Consider the following 23190-nt stretch of genomic DNA (forward strand, 5'->3'; position numbering starts at 1 on the left):
CGGCGGGCGGGCGGCGGCGGCCCGGGGTAACGGCTCGCGGGCCGTCGGGGTTCATCGTCGTCGCACTTGTGTCAATTGCCGAAACCCCCCGGCCTTATGTGCGTCTCCGAAACATAGAGCGGGGACCGGAGAGCGCTGTGAACTGCGCGGATTTCCCAATCGGTTACCACCGGGAAAGGGTTGACACCATTAGTTGGTCTAGTCCAACGTATGGGGAGCGCGGTCCGGCGCAGACTGATGCGGGGTGAGTGCCCTTGCCGGACGGGGCAGTTGGCCCCCTGAACTGGCGCGGTGCGCTGTTCGGGGGCAGGGGCGAGAAGGAGCGCATGCGGACGGCCGTCCGGTCCGCGCGCCGAATTCCCCTTCCGGCCGCTACCCGGCCGTCGGCCCGCCGTGCCCGCACCGGGCGCCCGAGGACGCGCTGCATCGACCACGAACCACGGAGTGACCGCCCATGCCGAGCCCTGACGAACACGCCGAGGAATATCTGTACCGGGCCGCCTCCGAGCGCCCCTACTTCAGCGCCGACACGGAGAGCTACCTCGCCCGCACCGCGCTGCGCGAACTGCGCAAGAAGCACCCGCTGCGGGTGCTCTCCGAGGAGGACTTCGCGCACTGGCAGACCTACGGCTACGTCGTGGTGGAGCAGGCGATCCCCGCCGACGCCGCCCGGCGGCTGCTCGACTTCGCCTGGGAGTTCCAGGGCCTGTCGCCCGACCGCCCGCAGGACTGGTACCGCGAGCGCGAGTACCGCGACGAACTCGACCGGCACCTGCACATCTACGGCTTCGTCGAGGCCTACCACCACCAGCTCATCTGGGACAGCCGTCAGGCGCAGCGCGTCTACGACGCCTTCGTCGACGTGTGGGACTGCGAGGAGCTCTGGGTCACCCTCGACCGGCTCAACCTCAACCCGCCGAACGTGCGCAACCGCGACCGCGCCCTCATCGAACCGACCGACGAGGGCTTCGACATCGAACTGCACTGGGACGTCGACACCACCCGGGGCATGCTGCCGCAACGCGTCCAGGGCATCATCGCGCTCAACGACACCGCCCCCGACCACGGCGGCTTCCAGTGCGACCCGGAACTGTTCCGCCGCTTCAACGAGTGGCAGGCCGCCCAGCCCGCCGACCGCGACCCGATCCGCCCGGCCGTCGACCGCGCCGAGTTCCCGGTGATCCGGCCCGAGTTGAAGGCCGGCGACCTGCTGATCTGGAACGGGCTGCTCGCCCACGGCGTCGCCCCGAACACCTCCGAGGGCGGCGTGCGCTCGGTGCAGTACCTGTCCATGATGCCCGCCCTGGAGGAGGCCGAGCCGCTGCGCCGCTCCCGGGTCGAGTCCTGGCGCACCCTCGCCACCCCGGACTGGAACCGCACCCTGGTCGGGGACGCCGACCGGCCCGAGGCGCTGCGCTACGGGCGGGCCGAACTGACCGAGCTGGGCGAGAAGCTGCTCGGCCTGCGGTCCTGGACCGGGCGCGACTTCGAGCAGCTCGCGGGGGAGCGGTAGTGCGCGCCGTCTGCCTGACCCTGCCCACCAACCGCGAGTGCGCGGACACCATCACCGCCGTCGGCGCCGAAGCCGCCCACGCCGCCCGGCGGTTCGGCGTCCGGGTGCACCTCCTGGTGCTCGACTCCGCCGACCCGGCGGCGCGCGCCCGGCACGCGGCGGCCGCCGCCGCGCTGCCGCCCGCCGAAGGCGTGGTCGTCCACCACCTGGACGAGGACGCCCAACGCGCCTTCCTGCGCGGGGCGGTCGAGCGCTCCGGCCTGCCCGGGCCGAACAGGCTGCTCGACCTGATGCTGCCCGACGCCGTCTCCTACGGCGCCTGCACCAACCGGGCCTTCCTCCTGGCTGCCGCGCTCGGCTGCACCTCGGTGCACCGCCGCGACTCCGACAGCCGCTACCAGTGGCACGACGGCGAACCCGTGTACCCGATCGAGCACGAACTCGCCACCATCGGGCTCAAGGCCGCCGACGCGGCCGCCGCGGTCGACGAGTACACCCTCGACCCGGCGCACGCCGACAAGCCGGTCGCCCTGGTCGGCGCCTCCTTCATCGGCGAACTCTCCGTCGACCTCGGCGAGGTCCGCGACCTCGACCCGGCGGTCTACCACGACGTGGTCGCACTCTGGGCGCCCACCGGAGCCAGCGAGGACGAGCGGCGGGAACTCGTCGCCGAGTCCTTCACCGGCGCCGGTACCGAGCCCTTCACCGCCGACCGCGCCGTGCTCGACCGGCCCGACATCTGGCGGATCGACATGTGCAACATCGCCCTCGACCACGAGGTGTACGAGCGCGTGCCGCTGCCGCCCGCCACCGACACCATCGGCAGCGACTACTTCCTGCACCACCTGGTGCACGACGCCACCCTGCCCGGTGTCACCCACAACCGCCACATCGTCAACTACTACACGCCGGAACGGCGCACCGGCTCGGGCTTCACCGCCTACCAGGAGCGCTACGCCAAGTTCCTGCTCTCCATGCTCTACCTCCACCCGGTCTACGCCGAGATGGAGCGGGCCGGCGACGCCCTGCTCGACGAGCACCACCACGTCCGCCCCGAGGTGATCGCCGACTCCGCCCGCCGCAGCGCCGCGACGGACCGCGCCGAGAACCACCGGCGACTCGCCGAACTCGACCGCTGCTACCGGCGACTGGGCGGGAAGTACGCCGAGTTCGCCGACCACCTGGCGCCCGCAAGGGCGCGTCTGCTCGACGAGGCGCAGGCGGACATCGAGGACTTCGCCCTGCTGATCGACGCGTGGGGCCCGCTGGTGCGGGCGAGCAAGGCCACGCCCGCCGACCGGCTGCCGCGCTAGTCGGACCGGGAGTTCACACGTGACACGCCAGACCACCGAACCGCGCTCGCCCGCCGCACCGCGCTCTGCCGAAGAGCGCCGCGCCACCGAGCCGCGCCGCGCCAACGAACCACGGCGCACCGCCGAACCACGGCGCACCGCCGAGCCACGCCGCTCCGCCGACGAGTGCCGACGGGCGGACCACGGGAGGACCAACCACCGCGCCCCGACCGCACCGGCCGCCGTGCACGCCGACGCCGCGCCCCGGCGCGAGCCGCACGACCACGCCGCGCTGCGTGCCGCGCTCGCCGCCGCGACCGAGGACACCGTGATCTACGACCTGGACGGCATCGGCCGTCAGTACGCCGCCCTGCGCGCCGAACTGCCGGATGTCGCCGTCCGGTTCGCGATGAAGGCCTGCCCGGTGGACGAGGTGCTCGACCACCTCGCCGGGCTCGGCTCCGGCTTCGACGCGGCCAGCCCCCAGGAGATCGCCCAGGCGCTGCGCACCGGCGTCGCCCCCGAACTGATCCACTACGGCAACACCGTCAAGTCCGACCGCAACCTCGCCGAGGCCTACCGGCTCGGCGTGCGCGACTTCGCCACCGACAGCCTGGAGGACGTCGCCGCGATCGCCGAACACGCCCCCGGCTCCCGGGTTTTCTGCCGCATCGCGACCACCGGCGAAGGCGCCCTGTGGGGCCTGAGCCACAAGTTCGGCTGCTCGCCCGAGGACGCCCTGCGGGTGCTCGGCGCCGCCCGCACCGCCGGGCTGGTGCCCTCCGGCCTGTCCGTCCACGTCGGCTCCCAGCAGATGACCGCCGAGGCCTGGGCCGCGGCGATCGACTCACTGGCCGCCGTCCTGGAAGCGCTCAACTGGCGCGGCATCGTGCCGGCCCGGATCAACCTCGGCGGCGGACTGCCCGCCCTCGGCGTGCTCGACCGGCACGGCCACCCGCTCGAACCGCCACTGGACAAGATGTTCACGGTGCTCCGCGAGGGCATGGAACGGCTGCGCGCCGTCAACGCCGCCCCGCTGGAGTTCCTGCTGGAACCCGGTCGCCACCTGGTCGCCGACCACGGCGCGATCCGCGCCCGGGTCGCCCGGCTCACCTCCCGCCAACGGCTCGACGGCACCCGCGAGGACTGGCTCTACCTGAGCTGCGGCAAGTTCAACGGCCTGTACGAGATGGACCAGTTGCAGTACCGGCTGGAGTTCCCCACCGATCCCGGCGGCCAGTTCGTCAACGCCGTGGTGGCCGGGCCGACCTGCGACAGCGACGACGCCTTCGCCCAGGAGGACGGCCGGGTCCGGGTCCCGCGCGCGATCGCCTCCGGCGACCCGGTGTGGATCCACTCCTGCGGCGCGTACGCCACCGCCTACGCCACCCAGGGGTTCAACGGCTTCGCGCCGCTGCCGTACACCTGCGTCGGCGGCTCCGGCTCCGGCACCGCGTCCAGCTCCGTCTCCGAGCGGGGTGGCGCATGACCGGCACCCGGGTCCGGCTGCTCCGCGACGGCGACTGGCCCGAGGTGATAGCGGCCGAGGAGCGCGCCTACGCCCCCAGCGGCCTGTCCGAGGGCGGCGCGGCACTGCGCTCCCGGCACCGCGCCTCACCGTCGACCTGCTTCGTGCTGGAGGACGCGGACGGCTTCTGCGGGTACCTGCTCGCCCTGCCGTACCCGCTGTTCCGCTGCCCGGACCTCAGCCGGGCCGAGTCCGACGGCGTCGTGCGGGGGAGCAACCTGCACGCCCACGACCTGGTGATCGCCGAGCGGGCGCGCGGGCGCGGTCTGGCCGACCGGCTGCTGCTCCACCTGGAGGAGACCGGGCGGGCCGCCGGCTACCGGAGCCTCTCGCTGGTCGCAGTACGCGGCTCGCAGGTGCTCTGGTCGCGACTGGGCTACCGTTCCCGGCCCGAGATCGCGCTGCCCGCCAGCTACGGCACCGAGGCGGTCTACATGGCCAAGCCCCTGGCACCATCCTCGGCCGACGCCGTCCCCTCCCCCTCCCGAGCCGAAGTGGGCTGATGCACATGTCCCCCGTACGCGACGAGTTCCGCCGGTCCCAACTGGCCATCGGCGCACTGTTCTTCGTCCTCGGGTTCCAGTACGCCACCTGGGTTTCCCGGGTGCCCGCGCTCAAGGCCCGGCTCGATCTGGGCGAGGCCCAGATCGGGCTGCTGCTGATGACCTGCGGGATCGGTGCGGCGGTGTCCTTCCCGCTGGTCGCCGTGCTGATGCGGCGGCTCGGCTCCCGCCTGCTCTCGGTGTTCTCCGCGCTCGCCCTCGGCGTGATCCTGCCGGCACTGTCGGTGGTGCCGAACTACCCCGTCACCCTGCTGGTGCTGTTCTGCGACGGCGTCGCGGTGGGCTGCCTGAACGTCGCGATGAACGCCCAGGGCGCCGCGCTGGAGGCCCGATTCGAGCGCACCACCATGTCCAGGCTGCACGCCACCTTCAGTGCCGGCTCGTTGCTGGCCGCCCTGCTGGCCTCCGGCGTCAACGCCTTCACCGGCACCCTCGCCGTCCACTTCGGGCTCGCGGCGCTGCTGCTGGCGGTGCTGGTGGCAGCCGCCCGGCCGGGCCTGCTGGCCGAAGGGCCGCAGGAAGCCACCGCCGCGACGGAGCCGAGGAAGGCGCGCCGCGGCTTCGCCCTGCCCGCCGCGGTCACCCTCTGGATGGGCCTGGCGATGGTCTTCGGCACCGTCACCGAAGGCGCGATGAACGACTGGTCGGCGCTGTACCTCAAGGACGTGGTGCACGCCGGCGCCGGACTCGCCCCGATGGGCATCGCGGTCGTCTCGGTGATGATGGTCTGTGCCCGGATCTTCGCCGACGGCTGGCGCACCCGTTTCGGCGACGGCCGGATCGTCCGCACCGGCAGCCTGCTGGCCGGACTCGGCCTCGCCCTGGCGCTGCTGGCGGGAGGAGTGGTGCCGACCCTGCTCGGCTTCGCCTGCGTCGGCCTCGGTGTCGCAGCCGTCACCCCGTGCGTCTACGTCGCCGCCGCCCGCCAGGGCTCCGACGCCCTCTCCCTGGTCGCCGCGACGGGCACCACCGGCCTGCTGGCCGGCCCCGCCGTGATCGGCTTCATCGCGGGCGGCACCAGTCTGGTCTGGGGCATGGCCGCCGTCGCCGCCTCCGCCGCCGTGGTCTCCCTCTGCGCCACCCGCATCAGCTGGCCCCGCCCCCAGGTCGCGCCTGAACCGTCCACTGCCCAGTTCGCGCCCGAGGCAGGCTGACCACGGGGCTGACCACGCGGACTGTCCACCCCTCAGTCCTCGCCCGGCTCGTCCGCCACCCCCGTCGCGGCGAGCCGGGCGAGCTTGTTCCGCAGGGCGGTCAGCCGGGCGATCTCGGCGTCGAGGGCGGCGAGGCGGGCGGACACCACGGGGGCGAAGGTCTCGGGCCCGGGGTCCGTGGAGCAGCAGCGGCGCGGCGGGTCCTCGTCCAGCAGGTCGAACCGGTGCACCCGGCTGACCAGGTCGTCCACCGTCAGGCCCGCGGACAGCAGTTGGCGGATCGCCCGGACCCTGGTGACCGCGCCGGGGCCGTACTCGCGCTGGCCGGAGGGGGTGCGGGTCGGCGGGGGCAGCAGGCCGCGCTGTTCGTAGAAGCGCAGGGCCCTGGGGGTGGTGCCCGCCGCGGCTGCCGCGTCGCCGATCCGCATCCCGCCTCCTCGGTGCTCAGAGCTCCACGATGATCGCTCCAACGGTGTCTCCGGTGAACAGCCTGCCTAACGCGTGGGGAGCCCGATCGATGCCCCTGACCGAGGTCCAGGGGAAGGAGAGGTTCCCGGCTCGCAGCCAGCCGGCGAGGCGCTCGCGCCATTCGGCGTCCAGGTCCGGGTGGTCGGCGCCGGTGAAACCGCGCAGGGTCAGGCCGAGGGTGCAGACCCGGAAGCTGTCGATGACGGCGGGCGCGTCGCCGCCCGGCGTTTCGGGGTCGAGCTGCCCGGCCAGGGCGCCGACCACGGCGATCCGGGCGCCGCGCCGGGCCGCGTCCACGGCGGCGGTCAGCTGCTCGCCGCCGACCAGGTCCAGCACCAGGTCGACGCCCTCCGGTGCGGCCTCGGCCAGTTGCTCGGCGAACGGGCGCTCGCCGGGCACCAGGACGGCGTCGTAGCCGAGTTCGGTGGTGAGCCGCTTCGCCTTGGCGGGCGAGCGGGTGGTGCCGATCACCCGGGCCGCGCCGAGCAGCCGGGCGATCTGCCCGGTCATGCTGCCGACCGCGCCCGCGGCGCCGGTCACCAGCACCACGTCCCCGGGCCGCAGCCCGGCGGTGCGGGTGAGGCCGCCGTACCCGGCCGAGGCGATCGAGAGCAGCGCCATCGGGTCCGGGAAGTCCGCCGGGACGGGGGTGAACCGGGCCGCTTCGCCGACCAGTTGGTCACGCCACCCGGCCAGGTGGGTGACCAGGTCGCCCGGGCGCAGCGGCCCGCCGTCCGGGGCGGCGAGCACCTCGCCGAGGGCGGGGCCGAACAGCGCGTCGCCGGGTGCGATGCGGGGGAGGGGCAGGCCGGCGCCCCCGCCGCCGATCAGGGTGCGCAGGCCGGGGAAGACCAGGAAGGGCCGGTTGCGGACCAGCACCTCGCCGGGCCCGGGCCCGGGCAGCGGCTCCTCGGCGATGGTGAAGTCCTCGGGCGCGGGCAGCCCGTTCGGCCGGGCGGCCAGCCGGACGACGCGGGCGGTGGTGGGCAGGGCCATGGCGGTGCTCCTCGCGGAGGGGAAGGCGGTGCGGCGGTCGGACCGCCGCGGGACGCCCGGACGTTAACCCTTGACGCACGGGTCAGGGGCAAGCCAGGGGCCCGGGGGGTGTCTGACGTCGTGTGGAAAACGACGGTCTTCTAGAGTCGCCTGCGGCAGGAGCGTGCGACCGTGTGCGAGAGGGAAGAGAGCAGCATGACCGAGCAGGCCCCCGAGCCCTTCGAGCCCGTCGACGAGGACTGGCGGACCGCGGTGGCGATCGTCGCCCACCCCGACGACATGGAGTACGGCGGCGCGGCGGCCGTCGCCCGCTGGACCGCCCAGGGCAAGACGGTGATCTACGTGATGGTCACCAGCGGCGAGGCCGGGATCGACTCGATGCACCCGCAGGAGTGCCGACCGCTGCGCGAGGCCGAGCAGATCGCCTCGGCCCGCGTCGTCGGGGTGGAGACCGTCGAGTTCCTCGGCTACCCGGACGGCGTGGTCGAGTACGGGCTGCCGCTGCGCCGCGACATCGCCCGGGTGGTGCGCCGGCACCGTCCGGACATCGTGATCACCAGCAACTTCCGGGAGACCTACGGCGGGGTGCTCCTCAACCAGGCCGACCACATCGCCGTCGGCCGGGCCACCCTGGACGGCGTGCGCGACGCCGGGAACCGCTGGGTCTTCGGCGAGCTGCTGGAGGAGGGCCACGAGCCCTGGAACGGCGTCCGGCAGATCTGGGCGGCGTCCTCCCCGGAGGCCCGGCACGCGGTGGACACCACCGACACCTTCGACCTGGGCGTCGCCTCGCTGGAGGAGCACAAGGCGTACCTGGCCGGCCTGGGCGGGGCGATGGCGGACGCCCGGGAGTTCCTGGAGGGCTTCGGCCGGGGTGCGGGCACCCGGCTGGGGACGCGCTTCGCGGTGCCGTTCGAGGTGTTCCCGCTGCGCTAGTCGTCCTCGGACGGTTCCGGGGACCCGGTGGACCCGGTGGACCCGGAGGCCTCGGATCCCCAGGACGACTCGGAGGACTCGGATCCGTCGGAGGCGCCGGTGCCCTCGCGGCGCCGGCGCCGGTAGCGCAGCGCCTGCCGCACCAGGAACGCGGCGACCAGCAGCCCGAGCCCGATCGCGAACCACAGCTGGTAGCGGATCGCCGTCCGGTACACCGTCCCGATGTTGGCCCCGGCGACGTACCCGAAGGTGCCCCAGACGGCCGTCCACAGCGCGGCGCCGAGCAGGTTGAAGGGCGCGAAGCGGCGCCAGGGCATTTCGGTGGTGCCGGCGATGATGCCGTTGTACTGCCGCAGTCCGTCCACGAACCGGGCGACGACGACCACCTTGCCGCCGTGCCGGGCGAAGAAGCCGTCCGCGCGTTCCATCCGGGCCGGGGTGAGCAGCACGTACCGGCCCCAGCGGTGGACGAACGCGCGCCCGCCGGTGTGGCCGATCAGGTAACCGATGCTGTTGCCGAGGGTGGCGGCGGCGGTCGCGATCAGCAGGACGGCGGCGAAGTCCAGGTGGCCGGTGCCGGCGTACACCGAGGCGAGCACCAGGATGGTCTGCCCGGGCACCGGGACGCCGCAGTTGTCCAGCAGCACGAGCAGCGCCACCGCGAGGTAGCCGTAGTGGTCCAGCAGTGGCGCGAGCCCGGCGAGCGCCCCGGGCAGCGGGGGCGGGGGTGAGGTCACCGCTCCTCACCACCTCGCAGTGCTCGGCAGGCGCGGGGTGGCGGGGGAGTCCGTCAGAATTCCACCTGGCGGCGTTCGATGTTGCAGTCGGGACCGGGGTATATCAGGCCTTCGTGACCGTCCTCGAAGCGGACGACGTACGGCGGCTCGCCGTTGGTGCCGCGCACCTCGACGATCTCGCCCTTCTGGTCCACCATCCCCACCGACCTGCTGTGGATGTGGAGCTGGTCACCTACCGATGCGTGCATGATCGTGCTCCTAGGATCGCGGCGGCCGCCTCTACGGCCGTTCCGCTATCCACTCTGCTGCTGCGGCGCCGGGCCCGCAACGGCTCGGGCGGGCGGGACGCGCCGGGCGCACGGTGGCCGGACTCAGCCGGTGGGCGGTTGTTGCGCGAGGTAACCGCGGACCAGCCGCTTGCACTCGGCGATCAGCGCCGGATCGCCCTGCGGGTCCCCCCGGAAGGCCAGCTTGAGCACGGCGTCGGCCGCTTCCAGGGCGACCCGAAGGGCGAGCGTGGTGGCCGCCGGGTCGCCCGCCTCGAACAGCTCGCCGCCGAGCGCCTGCAGTCGCAGGGCGACGGCGGTGTTGTTGTCCACGCCCGAGTCCAGCAGGTGCGTCTCGTCCCGCACCCCGGAGGGCACGGCCGTACCGGCGAGCCCGAAGTCCACCTGGCCGAAGCCGGGCACCGCGCGCTTCATCGCGACGAACTCCTCCACCGCGAGGTCGGTGAAGCCGGCCGGGCCGAGCGGGGCGCACTCGGCCAGCCGGGCGTCCAGGCGCTGGAGGTAGAGGTCGAGGTTGCGGGTGGCGAGCGCGGCCAGCAGGTCCTCCTTGCCGGCGAAGAACTGGTACAGGGTGCCGATCGGCACCTGGGCGCGCTGGGCGACCTCCTTGGTGGTGAGCGCGGTGGCCCCGACCTCGTCCAGCAGCCCGGCGCAGGCGTCCAGGATGCGGCCGTACCGCTCCTGGCTGCGCTGCTGGACCGGCCGCCGCCGGGTCGGTCCGGGGCTGGGCTGGTGACTCCGGGCGTCGACGCTCATGTCGTAACTCTGCCGCATCGGCTGTTCCGACGGCGAATCACCGGGGCGGGGGAGGGCACGAGTTTCCGGTGGGCCGGGAATCGAGTGGTGGCCGGAGCTGAACGGCACGGTGGCGGGAAGGCGTCCACGGGTTGGCTTTGGTCTTGTCGTGGACGCGATGGCGGGTTCATACTCCTGGGGCGGATCACCTTGCGTGGTTGACGCATGCCTCTTCGTGGCGATCGCGACCCGCTCGCGGCCCCGAACGCGAACTCAGCTGTCTGTGGCGACGACGGGCTTCACCGCCGCCACCCGAAGTCTGGACGGACCCGTGTGCCTCCTTTCCCGTACCGCGTCCCGTTGTGTGCCCCGTCGTGCGTCCCGCTGTGCGTCCCGTTGTGCGTCCCGTCGAACGGACGGAGGGGGTCGGTTCGGTGACCGCGCACTCCGCTGGGCGTGAGGCCCTCGACACCGAGCACCGCCGTCAGTTCCTGGAGTCCGGGTACCTGGTCCTGCCCGGGCTGCTGCCCGAGGCACTGCGCGAACGCCTCGTCCCCGAGGTGGACCGCTGGGTGGACGAGGGCCTGCGGGCCCGCTCGATCGCCGCCTGCACCGACCCCGACCGGCACGGGCCGCCGCCGGTGCTGGAACTGGAGCTCCCCGCCCACGGCGAACTGCTCGCCCACCCGCCGCTGCTGCGGGCGCTCGCCGGGCTGATCGGCCCGTCCTTCGTCTTCCACCACCTGCACAGCGACCGCCAGTCCCCGGGCATCCCCGGAAAGCCCTGGCACCACGACTGCGAGTCCCACGACGGCTCCGGTCCGTCGCTGCTGATGGTCCACGCGCTGCACTACCTCGGGGGTCTGGACCAGAAGGTCGGCAGCCTGGCCGTGCTGCCCGGCTCGCACCGCACCACCGCCGGCAAGAACGCCTACGCCCACCACGGCACCGCGCAGCTGCCCGGCGAGGTGGTCATCGACCGGCTGCCGCCCGGTACCACCGTGCTGCTCAACTCGGCGCTGTTCCACACCCGCAGACCGGCACCCGAGGGGCCGGGCCGCCCCCGCTACTTCATCGACGCCTCGTACTGCCAGGTGGGAGCGCGCTGGCGCCCGGTGAAGCCGTACTGGAGGCAGATGCTCGCCCGGGCGCGCGAACTGGACCTGGCCGACGGCCAGTGGCCCGAACTGTTCGCGGAACACCACTTCACCGAGTTCACCGGAACCGTCTGACGCGCCTGAGGAGCACTGCCGTGGAGATCGTCACCGCCGTCGCCTACTCCGAGGTCCACGACGCCTACCTGCGGGACCACCCGGTGGAACGGGCCCACGAGGCGAACACCAACGTGTACGGCGAGGAGAACCTGGAACGCGCCGACAAGATCGCCGGCGGCTGGTGGCGGGTCCGGCTCACCCGGGCCGACGTCCTCGGCGTCGTCCTGCCCTGGCACCTCAGCGAGGGCGGCGGGCTCGAACTCGTCCCGCGCACCGGACTGACCGTCGCCCGGGCGGCCGAGCGCGTCCGCTCCGTCGGCGCGGCCTGGACGGCGACCAACCCGGTCTGCGCGGAGAAGCTCCACCTGCTGCGCCGGGCGCCGTTCACGCCGCTCTTCCTCTGCACCGCGCCGGTCGACCACCCCGACTACGCGGACCTGGCGGTGCGGGCCGGACTGATCCACATCGACGGCCTGCACCGCATGGTGGCCTGGGAGTTGGCCGGGCGCCTACCCGAAGGTGTCGAGCTGGACGGGTACCTGGCGGGCGACCCCCGGGTGCTCGCCCGACCGGGCGGGACGGCACGGACGGGGGCCGAGTCGGCGTGACCTCCGCGACGCGGCACGTCCGGTCCACCTCCGCCACCGATTCGCTCACCGCCCTGCTGGCGCAGCTCGCGCGGGCCCATCCCGACCGCCCCGCCGTCGCCGACGGCGTCCGCAGTCTCGACCACCGCACCCTGGACGCCGCCGCCGGGCGGATCGCCGCCCGACTGGCCGCCGACGGCACCGGACGCGGCGACCGGGTCGCCCTGCTCGGCCCCCGGGACGCCCGGATGCTGGTGCTGCTGCACGGGGTGCTGCGCTGCGGCGCGGCCGCCGTGCTGACCGATCCCGACTGGTCCGCGGCCGACCTCGCCCGGCGGCTGGCGGCCGTCCGGGTCGGGCGGGTGCTGGCCACCGAGGACCGGCTCGGCGGAGCCGGCGCGTTCGGCGGGCTCGGCGGGTTCAGCGCGGACGTGGTGGACGTCCTGGCGGGCGGCCCCGACTGGCAGGGCGGCGAGCCCGCCGGCGGCGACCCGGCGTACCTCTCCTTCACCTCCGGCTCCAGCGGCGAACCCAAGGCGGTGGCCGTCACCCACGCCAACGCCGTGCACTACGCGCGCTCGCTGGCCGCCCGGCTCGGACTCACCGAGGCCGACGCCCCCCGGACGGCGCACGTCACCACCCTCGCCGCCGACCTCGGTCACACCGCCTGGCTGCTCGCCCTGGCCACCGGCGGCTCGGTGCACCTCGTGCCCGACCGCGAGGTGCGCGACCCCACGGCCTTCTGGGCCACCCTGCGCCGCGCCGGGGTCGACACCCTGAAGACCACCCCCTCGCACCTGACCGCCCTGCTGGAGGGCCGCCCGGCCGGCACTCCGCCGCTGCGCACCCTGCTGCTCGGGGGCGAGGCCCTGCCGCGCCCGCTCGCCGCCGCCCTGCTCGACGACGGCGTCACCGAGCGGCTGGTCAACCACTACGGACCGACCGAGACCACCGTCGGCGCGACCTGCTTCCTGGCCACCAGCGCCGGTCAACTGCCCCTCCGGGAACCGACCGTACCGATCGGCACCGGGATCGGCGAGGTGCTGCTCAGCGTGGTGGACGGCGCGGGGCGGCCGGTGGCCGACGGTGCGGTGGGGGAGTTGCTGATCGGCGGGCGGGGTGTCAGCGCCGGGTACTTCGGGCGGCCCGAGGAGACCGCCCGGGGCTTCGTCCGGCACGACGGCCGGCGGACCTACCGGACGGGTGATCTGTGCCGTCGGCGGGCGGACGGGAACCTGGTCTTCCTCGGCCGGGTGGACCGCCAGGTGAAGGTCCGGGGGTACCGGGTCGACCTCGCCGAGGTCGAGCGGGCCATGGACGGGTATCCGGGCGTGGCGGGCTCCGCGGCGCTGCTGCGGGAGACCGCCGTCGGTCACCAACTGCTGGGCGCTGTGCGGCTGCTGGATCCCAGCGCCGAGGTGGGGGGACTGGCGGAGTACCTGCGCGACCGGCTGCCCGGCTATTCGGTGCCGCAGCCGATCCTGGTGTTGCCGGAGTTCCCGGTCGGGCCGAACGGCAAGCTGGACCGGGCCCGGCTGGGCGAGCTGGTGGCCCGTCTGGTGGAGGCCCGTGCGGAGTCGGACGGGCCGTCCGGCCCGATCGAGGCCGGTTCGGCCGACGGCGGCTCGGCCGACGGCGGGTCGTCACAGGCGGGCCCCGCGCTGGGCGATCCGGCCGGGGGCGATCTGGCCGGGGAGATCGCCCGGTTCTGGGCCGGGGCGCTCGGTCTGCCCGGCATCGGAACCCGGGCGGACGTCATCGGCCTCGGCGGGGACTCCATCCTCGCCATGCGCACCATCGCCCTCCTGCGGCGCTCCGGACTGCGGGTCGCCTACGAGGACTTCTACCGGCACCCCACGGCGGCCGCGCTGGCCGCGGTGGCGGTACCGGTGGCCCCGGCCGTCCCGGCCCCCCGGCGGGGCGACGCTTCAGGAGGTGGGCAACTCGCACCCGCCCAGCGCTGGTTGTACCGGCAGCGGTCCCTCCGGGAGCCGCGGCACTGGAACCAGTCGGTGCTGCTGCGCTGTCGCGCCGCCGTCGACCCGGCCGCGCTCTCGGCGGCGGTCGCGGCCGTCCTGGAACGCCACCCGGCACTGCGCCGCCCCCTCCGCCCGGACGGCTACGGCGAAGCCCGGGCGGTGGCCGACCTCGATCCGGTCTCCCACTCCCGCATCCCGCGCGCGGCGGGCGCGATCGCCGACACCGTCGCCGGGGTCTGCACCGAACTCCACCGCAGCCTCGACCCGCTGGCCGGACGACTGCTGCGCGCCCACCTGTTCACCGGACCGCCCGGCACCGACGACCGGCTCGCGCTGATCGCCCACCACCTGGTGGTCGACGGGCTGTCCTGGCGGATCCTGCTGGAGGACCTCGCCCACGCCTACCGCTCCGCAGTGGACCGCAAGCCGTCCGACCTGCCACCGACGGCGGACTTCTACCGCTGGGCCGCGGCCGCTCCGCCGGCCCCTCCGCGGGCCGCTTCCGCCGACCCCGCCACGACCGCCCTACCGGGCGCGCTCAGTTGGGCCTTGGACGCCGAAGCGACCGCCCGGCTGGTCGGCCGGTACGGAGGCGGGGCCGGACTGGAGGCCGTTCTGCTGGACGCCTTCGCCGGAGCCGTCGCCCAGTGGCGCGGCGAACCCCGGCTCGCCGTGGAGGTCGAGACCCATGGGCGGGACACCGCCGGTGATCCGGGCGAATTCCTGGACACCGTCGGCTGGTTCACCGCCGTCAAGCACATCGAACTGGACCCGTCCGCGGGCCCGGAGGAGACGGCGCGGCTGCTGCGCGAGGCGCCCGTACGGCCGATGGACGCGGCGGGCGGCACCAGTGGGCAGCCCGACGTCGGGTTCAACTTCCTCGGCACCTTCCGACTGCCCGAGGACTCCGCGCTCGACTGGACCGTCGCCGACGAGCAGGCCGGGGTGGCCCGCTGCGCCGGGGGCGACCCGCTGTACCAACTGCGCCTCACCGCACGGGTGGTGGAGCAGCGGTTGGTCACCGACCTGGTGTACGGGTGGCCCGCGGTGGCGCACCACGCCGCCGAGCGGCTCCTCCGGGGGTTCGCCACGGCCATCGCCGGACCGGCGGCCGCCCGGCCGCGGCGCTCGCCGCTGTCCACCTCCGGGCAGCTGCTGCACGCCCGGGTGGCGCCCACCGCCCGGGCGAGCGTGCGCGAGCCCGCCCGGGTGCTGCTCACCGGCGCCACCGGCTACCTCGGACGGCACCTGCTGGACGCCTTCCGGCGGCGCGGCGCCGTGGTCACCTGCCTGGTGCGGGCCGCCGACGACGCCGAAGCCGTACGGCGCCTGGCCGGCCTGCGCGCCCGGGTCATCGCCGGGGACCTCGAACGGGACGGCCTCGGCCTCTCCCCGGACGGGCTGGAACTGGCCCGGGAGGCCAGGCTCCTGGTCCACGCGGCGGCGGACGTCCGGCTGGTCGCCTCACCGGACGAGCTGGAACGCACCAACCACACGGCGGTGCGCCGCCTGCTCGGCTGGGTCGACGAGCACACTCCGCACGCCCGGCTGCACCACGTCTCCACGCTGGCCGTGTCCGGCGGCGTGGACGGGCCGCCGCGCCGCTTCAGCGAGGCCGACCTGTGGATCGGCCAGCACTTCCGCACCCCGTACGAGCACAGCAAGTACCGGGCCGAGCAGGCCGTCCGCGCCTGGGCGGCCACCGGGCACGCCGCCTACCTGTACCGCAGCGGCCACATCGCCGCGCACAGCCGCACCGGCGCCTTCCAGACCAACATCGGCGACAACCGGATCTACCAGCTCGTCCGCGGCTACCTGCTGGCCGGCGCCGCCCCCAGCCGGCCGGACACCGCCTTCGCGTTCTCGCACGTGGACACGGTGGCCGCCGGGATCGCCGCGATCGCCCTCGACCCGTACGCCGCGCCCGGGGCCTACCACGTCGAGACCCCGTACACCACGCCGCACGACGAACTCGTCGACTGGCTCGCGGCGTCGGGCCACCCCGTCCGGCTCACCGACGACAGGACCTTCGCCGCCGCCATCGCCCGCGCCGAGCGGCAGCACCCGACGGCCGCCCGGCTGGCCGCCGCCTGGGCCCAGCAGGAGGAGCGCAACGTCCGGGTGGACAGCGGCTACACCACCGCCGTGCTGGACCGGCTGGGCGTCCGCTTCACCGCGCCGACCCCGCAGTGGTGGTCGGCCGCGCTCGACCGGGCCGCCGAGGCCGGCTACCTGCCGCCCGCCGACCCGCTCCGCCGACCGTGACCCGACAGCCCCGATGCAACAGCCCTGCCCGACAGCCCCGATCCGACAGGCCCCTGAGAGAAGGCAGCTTCCCTTGTCCCAGCTCTCCCCAGTGCTGAAGCAGGCCACCCCCGTCGTCGCCGTGCGCGGCGAAGGCCTCCACCTCTACGACGCCGACGGCCGCCGCTACCTCGACTTCACCTCCGGCGTGGGGGTGACCAGCACCGGCCACTGCCACCCGAAGGTGGTCGAGGCCGTCCGTGCACAGGCCGGCCGGCTGCTCCACGGCCAGTACACCACCGTCCTGCACGACCAACTCCTCTCCCTGACCGAGCGGTTGGGCGACGTCCTGCCGCCCGGCCTGGACTCGCTGTTCTACGCCACCGCCGGGACGGAGGCGGTGGAGGCGGCCCTGCGGCTGGCCCGGCACGCCACCGGGCGGCAGAACGTGATCGTCTTCGAGGGCTCCTTCCACGGCCGCACCATGGGCGCGGCCTCGCTGACCACCGCCGGGACCCGCTTCCGGGCGGGCATCGGCCCGCTGGTGCCCGGGGTCGCGGTGGCGCCGTTCCCCGCCGCCTTCCGCCTCGGACTGTCGGAGGAGGAGGCGGTCGCGCACGCCCTGCGCGGGCTGGACGAGGTGCTGGCCACCGTCTCCGCGCCCGCCGAGACGGCTGCCATGTTCGTCGAACCCGTGCTCGGCGAGGGCGGCTACGTCCCCGCCCCGCCCGGGTTCCTCGCCGGGCTGCGCGAGCGCGCCGACCGGCACGGCATCCTGCTGGTGGTGGACGAGGTGCAGACCGGCTTCGGCCGCACCGGCCGGTTCTGGGCCCACCAGCACGAGCCCGGGGTACTTCCCGACGTGCTGATCACCGCGAAGGGGCTGGCCAGCGGCTTCCCGCTGTCCGCCATCGCCGCACCGACCGAGCTGATGAAGCGCGCCTGGCCCGGCTCGCAGGGCGGCACCTACGGGGGGAACCCGGTGGCCTGCGCCGCCGCGCTGGCCACCCTGGACGTGCTGAGCGAGGAGCGGCTGGTCGAGAACGCCGCCGAGCAGGGCGCGCGACTGCTGGACGGCCTGCGCGTGGTCGCCGCCGGGGCACCCGGCATCGGCGACGTCCGGGGCCTCGGCCTGATGGCGGCCAGCGAGTTCTGCCGACCGGACGGCTCGCCGGACCCGGACGCGGCCCGGCGGGTCCAGCAGGCGGCGGCCGTCCTCGGCCTGCTGCTCCTGACCTGCGGGATCCACCTCAACGTGGTCCGGATGGTCCCCGCGCTGGTCGTCACGGCCGCGCAGGTCGACGAGGCGCTGGCGCTCTGGTCCAAGGCCGTCGCGGACGGGGCGCGGCCGGAGGAGGCGCTGTGAACGAGCACACCGTGACCGAGATCGGCTGGAGCAGCCTGGAGTTGGAGGCCAGGCGGCAGCTGTGGTCGCTTCCGCTGAGCGACGAGGAGCGGCGGCTGCTCTGGGCCGACGCCCGGGCCGGGCGCTGGGCCGCGGGCGAGCCGGTGCGTGCGCGGCTGTGGTCCTTCACCCGCGAGAGCCTCGACTCGGTCGGGCTCACCCACGTCGCCAACCTGGTCGACCCGGCGCAGCCGGAGCAGGAGATCACCGAGGTGCTGTCCTTCCTGCTGCGGGACCACGGCCGGATCGTGCCGCAGAACGGGCGCGGCGACCTCACCTCGGTGCTGCGCGACCAGGACGGCGACGGCAACACCGAACTCGGGTTCCACTGCGACACGTGCGACCTGCTCGTCCTGCTCTGTCTCCAGCCCGCCTACGACGGCGGCGGATTGACCAAGCTGGCGAGCGCCCGGCACGTCCACGACCTGATCGGCCAGGAGCGCCCGGACGCGCTGGCCACCCTCTGCCAGGACTGGACCTTCGACCGGACCGGCCGGGCGGGCCCGCAGCTGGTCGTCACGCCCATCCTGTACCCGAGGAAGGACGGGACGATCGGCTGCTACTACCAGACCCGCACCGTCCGCTCCTCGCCGGACCGGGGCGGCCCGGAGCTGACCGACCGTCAGTGGGAGGCGCTGGGCGTGCTGGACGAGGTGCTGTACCGGCCGGAGATCGCCTTCGGACTGCCGATGGCCGCCGGGGACCTGCTGATCATCCGCAACAGCAGGGTGCTGCACGGGCGTTCGGCCTACGTGGACGAGCCCGGCCCGTACGCCCGGCGGATGCTGCGGATCTGGCTCAACGAGGGGGAGACATGGGCGCCGTGACCCAACCTGCCGTGACCCGACCTGCCGTGACCCAGCCGCACGGCAAGGTCGCACTGGTCACCGGCGGCGGCAGCGGCCTCGGCCGGGCCTCCGCCCTGGCCCTGCTGGACGCCGGCTGGACGGTGGTGCTGGCCGGGCGCCGCAAGGACGCGCTGGAGGAGACGGCCGCGCTCGCGGGGGCCGACCCGGAACGGGTGCTGGCCGTGCCGACCGACATCCGCAGCCCCGAGGAGGTCGCCCGGCTGTTCGACGCCGTCCGCGACCGGTACGGCCGGCTCGACCTGTTGTTCAACAACGCGGGCGCCGCCGCCCCGCGCCGCCCGATCACCGAAACGCCCTTCGGCGACTGGAACCGCGTCCTGGACACCATCGCCACCGGCAGCTTCCTGTGCGCGCGGGAGGCCTTCCGGCTGATGAGCACCCAGACCCCCCGGGGCGGCCGGATCATCAACAACGGCGCGCCCTCCGCGCACGTGCCGCGCCCCCACTCCCTCGCCTACACCGCCGCCAAGCACGCCGTCCTCGGCCTCACCAAGGTGCTCGCGCTGGACGGCCGCCCGTACGGCATCTCCTGCGGGCAGATCGACGTCGGCAACGTCGCCCCGCCGGACGGCGGCCCGCAGCCGCCCGCGATGCAGGCCGACGGGACGATGGCGGTGGAGGCGACCATTCCGGTGGAGCGCTTCACCGAGGCCCTGCTGCTGATGGTCTCCCAACCGCCGGACACCAGCATCCAGTCGCTGGTGGTGCTGCCGACCACCATGCCGTTCGTCGGGAGGGGATGAGCCGTGCTGGTCAGCGCCCGCTCCTTCGCCGAGTACCGCGCGATGTTCGCGCTCACCGACCGCGACCTCGACCAGCGCGTCCTGGACTGTCCGGCCGGCGCGGCGAGCTTCGTCGCCGAAGCCGGGCAGCGGGGCATCGACGCGGTCGCCGTCGACCGCGAATACGCCGTGCACCGCGAGGAGTTGGGCCTGCTGGTCGAGCGGGAGAGCAGCTTCAAGCGCGAGCTGCTGACGCGGGAGACGGCGGACTTCACCCGGTCCTGGTACGCCGACGCGGACGACATGATCCGGCAGTGGACCGCCAGCTCCCGGCTGTTCCGCGCCGACATCGCCGCCCGCCCGGAGCGCTACGTGGCCGGGTCGCTGCCCGAACTCCCCTTCACCGACCGCTCCTTCGACCTGGTGCTCAGCTCGCACCTGGTCTTCTCCTACGGCAACCGGCTGGGCGAGGAGTTCCAGCGGGCCGCGCTCCTGGAGCTCGCCCGGGTCGCCCGACGGGAGGTCCGGCTCTTCCCGCTGGTGGTGTACGACACCGGCGAGCGCGACCGGGGCCTGGAGCGGCTGCGCGAGGACCTGGCGGGGGCCGGGCTCGGGAGCCGGGTGGAGCGGGTGGCGTACGAGTTCCAGCCGGGGGGCGACGAGATGCTGGTGCTCACCTGTGACGGCTACCGGGCCCCGGCGCCCGCCGCCCACCGCGCCGGCCGGCCCGGCGCGGTAACCGTCGACCCGGTCCGGTGGCGGCACCGGGAGCGGAGCGACTGAGGGGCTCCGGCGGATTCGCCGGAAGCGGAACGGCCGGGGCGAGCACGTCCGCGACGGGCCGTACGGGTACCCGACATGAGCCGCCCGAGCCGCACCCGACGGCCGGTCCGAGGTCGAGGTCGACGCCGTCCGCGACCGACCGGTCGGCGGGCCGGACCCGACCTCGCGGCGCGGCTTCGGCAACCTCCCTGGCCCGGACGGTCGCGAACCCGGCGGCGGAGCGAGGAGTTCCACGGGAGGGAGCAGGGACAGGGCCGGGCCTCCCGGCGGTCCGGCCGCGGAATATGGGGGGCGATGGCCGTCAGACGCGCCCTAGGGTACGTGGATGGTGAACTTCGTACTGGTGGCCGGTGCCCGGCTCGGGGCCTGGGCCTGGGAGGACGTCGTCCCGCACCTGCGTGCGGCCGGGCACGGCGTCCATCCGCTGACGTTGTCCGGGCTCGCGGAGAAGCGGGGCGTCCCGGCCGGACAGCAGACCCACGTCGAGGACGTCGTGACCGAGGTCGAGCAGCGGGACCTGCACGAGGTCGTGCTGGTCGGCCACAGTTATGCGGGCGTCCCCGTCGGCCAGGCTGCCCAGCGGATCGGCGACCGGCTGGCCCGCCTGGTTCTCGTCGACGCGAGCGTGCCGGCCGACGGCGAGTCCTTCGCCGCCGGCTGGCCGGACGGCGGCACGGCGCTGAAGACGGCGATCGCCGAGAACGGCGGCTGGTGGCCCTGCGCGGAGCCCGAACACTTCACCGGCCACGGGCTCAACGACGAGCAGATCGCCCGCATCGTCGCCGGCGCGACCCCGCACCCGGGCGCCACCCTCACCGAACCCGCCGTCCTGACCGGCTCCCTCGGAGACCTGCCCACCACCTACCTCGCGTGCCTCCTCCCCGACGCCGGGCCCGACGAGGAGGTGGCCGAGCTGCTGGCCGGCGAGCACTGGCGGCTGGTCGAACTGGACACCGGCCACTGGCCGATGTTCTCCCGCCCGCAGGAGCTGGCCCGGATCCTGCTCGACGCCGCGGGGGAGTAGCGGACCGGTGGCGCCGTTGCGGGGCGGTGCCACCGGGGCCGGTGTGCTGTTCAGCCGCCGGTGTGCCGCAGGGGAACATCGGCGCGGGACTTCTCCCGTTCAGCTGGCAGCCGCGGTCCGGCCGGGACCTCGGAGGCCTCCGCGGCCCCGTCGTCACAGGTCACGTGGCCCGGCGGGACCCTCGAACCCGCCCCCGACTGTGATCGTTTGGTGGATCCTGCTTCAAATGTCGCGCATGTGTTTCACATATCCCCCTCTTTGGGTGGCCCCGATGCTCTAGATTGATTCCCACTTCGCCCGGTTGGACGCGAGGCGGGAAAGCCATGGCCTACCGGTCCGGTGCTGCGGACGGTCAGTAGGTGCGTCCTCCGGCAGGGCTTTCGAGTGTGCCCGCGCCCGAGCGGGATGTTCAAGTAGCGCGACAGTGGCCGGATTTGCCATGCGCGGGAGGCGGGGCCTCCCGGAGCCAGGAACGGCGCGGCACGGGAGGCGGAGCCTTCCGGGGGGAGGAACGAACAGGTGCGGGAGGCGTGGGCCTCCCAGCGGGAGGAACCGTGTGGAGCGAGCACGTCGAACCCACTGGCGACCTGGACGGGGCTGTCGAGCAGGAGGAGGGGGAATTAGCCGGCCCGTTTCCGCCGGCGCCGCGGCGCCCGGGGAACGGGGAATTCAGCCGGCCCGAGATCGACTGGGAGCAGCAGTACCGCCGTACTGTGATCATCAGCGATACCGTGGCCACCGCCTTCGTGGCAGCGGCGATCGGCGGCTTCTTCGGGGTCCGGGACGCCGCCAACTGGCACGAGAAATGGGGAATCCTCGCCTTCGGCACCGAACTGCTGGTGCTCGGCGCGCTGGCGACGACCCGTTCGTGGGCTCCGGCCGTGCTCGGCGAGGGCGCCGAGGAGTTCCGCCGGCTCGGACGCTCGCTGTTCACGGCGGCCGTCGTCCTGGCGCTCGGCGGGATCGCCCTCACCTCGCACAACATCAAGCTCTGGATCTTCGCCGCGATTCCGGCGATCACGCTCGTCACCATGACCGAGCGCTACCTGCTGCGTCTGTGGCTCCACAAGCAACGCAACCAGGGACGGTGCCTGCGCCCGGTGCTCGCCGCCGGGAGCCCGGCCACCGTGCGCGACCTGATCACCCGGACCCGCAGGTTCCCGCACCTCGGCTGGCGGGTGGAGGCGGTGTGCACGCCCTACGCCCTCGGCCCGGGCGGTGACCGGCTGGACGGGGTGCCGGTCGTCGGCCGGCTGACGGACGTCGCCAACCACGTCCGCCGCGACGGCTACCGCGTCGTCGCGGTCACCCCGGACCCGTACTGGTCCCCGGACCGGCTCCAGCGGCTGGCCTGGAACCTGGAGGGCGGCGACGCCGAGATGGTCGTGGCCCCCGTGCTGATGGAGGTGGCCGGCCCGCGCCTGCACGTCGACGCGGTGCTCGGCATCCCGATGCTGCGGGTCAGCATGCCGGCCTTCACCGGCGGCCCGCGGGCGGTCAAGGCGGTCGTCGACCGGCTGGGCGCCGCCGTCCTGCTGGTGCTGTTCGCGCCGCTGATGGTGGCCGTCGGACTGCTCGTGCTGGCGGACAGCCGGGGCGGGGTGTTCTACCGGCAGCACCGGGTCGGCAAGGACGGCCGCCAGTTCACCCTGGTCAAGTTCCGCACCATGGTCGCCGGGGCCGACCGGGCCCGGGCCGGGCTGGCCGACCGCAACGAGGGCGCCGGCCTGCTGTTCAAGCTCCGCCGGGATCCCAGGGTGACCCGGGTCGGAGGGGTGCTGCGCCGGTACTCGCTGGACGAGCTCCCGCAGCTGCTGAACGTGCTCACCGGCTCGATGTCGCTGGTCGGGCCGCGGCCCCCGCTGCCGGAGGAGTCCGCCGCGTACGGCCCGGACATCCGGCGGCGACTGCTCGTCAAACCCGGGCTCACCGGCCTGTGGCAGATCAGCGGGCGCAGCGACCTGCCGTGGGAGGAGGCGGTCCGGCTGGACCTGCGGTACGTGGAGGACTGGTCGCTCGCCCTGGACGCGGTGATCTTGTGGAAGACGCTGCGTGCGGTGCTCCAGGGACAAGGGGCCTACTGATGGGCGGGGGACTGACGGGCGGGGGGCGTCGTCGTCCGATCGGCGCGCGGACGGCCGGCCGAGAGGGCCT

20 protein-coding genes are annotated in these 23190 nt (G+C 74.2%); 15 read left to right on the forward strand and 5 right to left on the reverse strand.

The annotated features are described in order from the left end of the window. Nucleotides 1-454 precede the first annotated feature (454 nt). The 5 genes from ACH4J0_RS17120 (at nucleotide 455) to ACH4J0_RS17140 (ending at nucleotide 6050) form a co-directional block, all read left to right on the forward strand. Nucleotides 455-1513 (forward strand): phytanoyl-CoA dioxygenase family protein, encoded by a 1059-nt coding sequence (locus ACH4J0_RS17120; RefSeq protein WP_396240810.1) that lies wholly within the window; start codon nucleotides 455-457, stop codon nucleotides 1511-1513. After that, the gene (locus ACH4J0_RS17125) at nucleotides 1513-2826 is read left to right on the forward strand and encodes a DUF6271 family protein (RefSeq protein WP_396240812.1); all 1314 of its coding nucleotides are present in this window, start codon (nucleotides 1513-1515) and stop codon (nucleotides 2824-2826) included. Before ACH4J0_RS17120 ends, ACH4J0_RS17125 begins: the two co-directional genes overlap by 1 nt. Before the next feature lie 223 nt (nucleotides 2827-3049). Further along, nucleotides 3050-4294, forward strand: a complete 1245-nt coding sequence (locus tag ACH4J0_RS17130; RefSeq protein ID WP_396240956.1) for a type III PLP-dependent enzyme — start codon at nucleotides 3050-3052, stop codon at nucleotides 4292-4294. Next, complete coding sequence (locus ACH4J0_RS17135; protein WP_396240814.1) at nucleotides 4291-4836, forward strand: GNAT family N-acetyltransferase; 546 nt, start codon at nucleotides 4291-4293, stop codon at nucleotides 4834-4836. Before ACH4J0_RS17130 ends, ACH4J0_RS17135 begins: the two co-directional genes overlap by 4 nt. Before the next feature lie 5 nt (nucleotides 4837-4841). Continuing rightward, a complete protein-coding gene (locus ACH4J0_RS17140) occupies nucleotides 4842-6050 on the forward strand; it encodes an MFS transporter (protein WP_396240816.1) in 1209 nt (402 codons plus the stop codon). Nucleotides 6051-6082: 32 nt separating this feature from the next. Here ACH4J0_RS17140 and ACH4J0_RS17145 read toward each other — a convergent pair whose 3' ends face one another. Both ACH4J0_RS17145 and ACH4J0_RS17150 read right to left on the reverse strand, forming a co-directional pair. Next, nucleotides 6083-6478 carry a MerR family transcriptional regulator gene (locus tag ACH4J0_RS17145; protein WP_396240818.1) on the reverse strand — a complete coding sequence of 132 codons (396 nt, stop codon included), beginning with the start codon at nucleotides 6476-6478 and terminating at the stop codon, nucleotides 6083-6085. Between the two features lie 16 nt (nucleotides 6479-6494). Further along, complete coding sequence (locus tag ACH4J0_RS17150) at nucleotides 6495-7514, reverse strand: zinc-binding dehydrogenase (RefSeq protein WP_396240820.1); 1020 nt, start codon at nucleotides 7512-7514, stop codon at nucleotides 6495-6497. Between the two features lie 195 nt (nucleotides 7515-7709). Here ACH4J0_RS17150 and ACH4J0_RS17155 point away from each other — a divergent pair, with 195 nt between their 5' ends. Beyond that, complete coding sequence (locus tag ACH4J0_RS17155; protein WP_396240822.1) at nucleotides 7710-8450, forward strand: PIG-L deacetylase family protein; 741 nt, start codon at nucleotides 7710-7712, stop codon at nucleotides 8448-8450. Here ACH4J0_RS17155 and ACH4J0_RS17160 read toward each other — a convergent pair. The 3 genes from ACH4J0_RS17160 to ACH4J0_RS17170 form a co-directional block, all read right to left on the reverse strand. Further along, nucleotides 8447-9187: a DedA family protein gene (locus ACH4J0_RS17160; protein ID WP_396240824.1), complete on the reverse strand. Its 741-nt coding sequence runs from the start codon at nucleotides 9185-9187 to the stop codon at nucleotides 8447-8449. The genes ACH4J0_RS17155 and ACH4J0_RS17160 overlap by 4 nt on opposite strands. A 53-nt stretch (nucleotides 9188-9240) precedes the next feature. Then, the gene (locus ACH4J0_RS17165; RefSeq protein ID WP_396240826.1) at nucleotides 9241-9435 is read right to left on the reverse strand and encodes a DUF1918 domain-containing protein; all 195 of its coding nucleotides are present in this window, start codon (nucleotides 9433-9435) and stop codon (nucleotides 9241-9243) included. Nucleotides 9436-9558: 123 nt separating this feature from the next. Continuing rightward, nucleotides 9559-10230 carry a TetR/AcrR family transcriptional regulator gene (locus ACH4J0_RS17170; RefSeq protein ID WP_396240828.1) on the reverse strand — a complete coding sequence of 224 codons (672 nt, stop codon included), beginning with the start codon at nucleotides 10228-10230 and terminating at the stop codon, nucleotides 9559-9561. Nucleotides 10231-10643: 413 nt separating this feature from the next. On the opposite strand from ACH4J0_RS17170, the gene ACH4J0_RS17175 reads away from it, so the two are divergent. From ACH4J0_RS17175 to ACH4J0_RS17215, 9 genes are all read left to right on the forward strand, one after another. After that, the gene (locus ACH4J0_RS17175; RefSeq protein WP_396240830.1) at nucleotides 10644-11441 is read left to right on the forward strand and encodes a phytanoyl-CoA dioxygenase family protein; all 798 of its coding nucleotides are present in this window, start codon (nucleotides 10644-10646) and stop codon (nucleotides 11439-11441) included. A 20-nt stretch (nucleotides 11442-11461) separates the two neighbouring features. Then, nucleotides 11462-12031 (forward strand): DUF6309 family protein, encoded by a 570-nt coding sequence (locus ACH4J0_RS17180; RefSeq protein ID WP_396240832.1) that lies wholly within the window; start codon nucleotides 11462-11464, stop codon nucleotides 12029-12031. Beyond that, nucleotides 12028-16254, forward strand: coding sequence for an AMP-binding protein (locus ACH4J0_RS17185; RefSeq protein WP_396240834.1), 4227 nt, complete (start codon nucleotides 12028-12030; stop codon nucleotides 16252-16254). Before ACH4J0_RS17180 ends, ACH4J0_RS17185 begins: the two co-directional genes overlap by 4 nt. Before the next feature lie 73 nt (nucleotides 16255-16327). Next, entirely contained in the window at nucleotides 16328-17599 is a 1272-nt protein-coding gene (locus ACH4J0_RS17190) for an aspartate aminotransferase family protein (RefSeq protein WP_396240836.1), read from the forward strand. Next, nucleotides 17596-18465 carry a TauD/TfdA family dioxygenase gene (locus ACH4J0_RS17195; RefSeq protein ID WP_396240838.1) on the forward strand — a complete coding sequence of 290 codons (870 nt, stop codon included), beginning with the start codon at nucleotides 17596-17598 and terminating at the stop codon, nucleotides 18463-18465. The genes ACH4J0_RS17190 and ACH4J0_RS17195 overlap by 4 nt, the downstream gene beginning before the upstream one ends. A gap of 11 nt (nucleotides 18466-18476) precedes the next feature. Next, complete coding sequence (locus tag ACH4J0_RS17200; RefSeq protein WP_396240840.1) at nucleotides 18477-19250, forward strand: SDR family oxidoreductase; 774 nt, start codon at nucleotides 18477-18479, stop codon at nucleotides 19248-19250. Between the two features lie 3 nt (nucleotides 19251-19253). Then, nucleotides 19254-20012 carry a class I SAM-dependent methyltransferase gene (locus tag ACH4J0_RS17205; RefSeq protein WP_396240842.1) on the forward strand — a complete coding sequence of 253 codons (759 nt, stop codon included), beginning with the start codon at nucleotides 19254-19256 and terminating at the stop codon, nucleotides 20010-20012. A gap of 325 nt (nucleotides 20013-20337) precedes the next feature. Continuing rightward, the gene (locus ACH4J0_RS17210) at nucleotides 20338-21036 is read left to right on the forward strand and encodes an alpha/beta fold hydrolase (RefSeq protein WP_396240844.1); all 699 of its coding nucleotides are present in this window, start codon (nucleotides 20338-20340) and stop codon (nucleotides 21034-21036) included. A 587-nt stretch (nucleotides 21037-21623) separates the two neighbouring features. Beyond that, nucleotides 21624-23120, forward strand: coding sequence for a sugar transferase (locus ACH4J0_RS17215; RefSeq protein WP_396240958.1), 1497 nt, complete (start codon nucleotides 21624-21626; stop codon nucleotides 23118-23120). Nucleotides 23121-23190 lie beyond the last annotated feature (70 nt).

Origin of the sequence: Kitasatospora sp. NPDC017646, assembly GCF_044329365.1 — a bacterium.
GTDB lineage: Bacteria > Actinomycetota > Actinomycetes > Streptomycetales > Streptomycetaceae > Kitasatospora.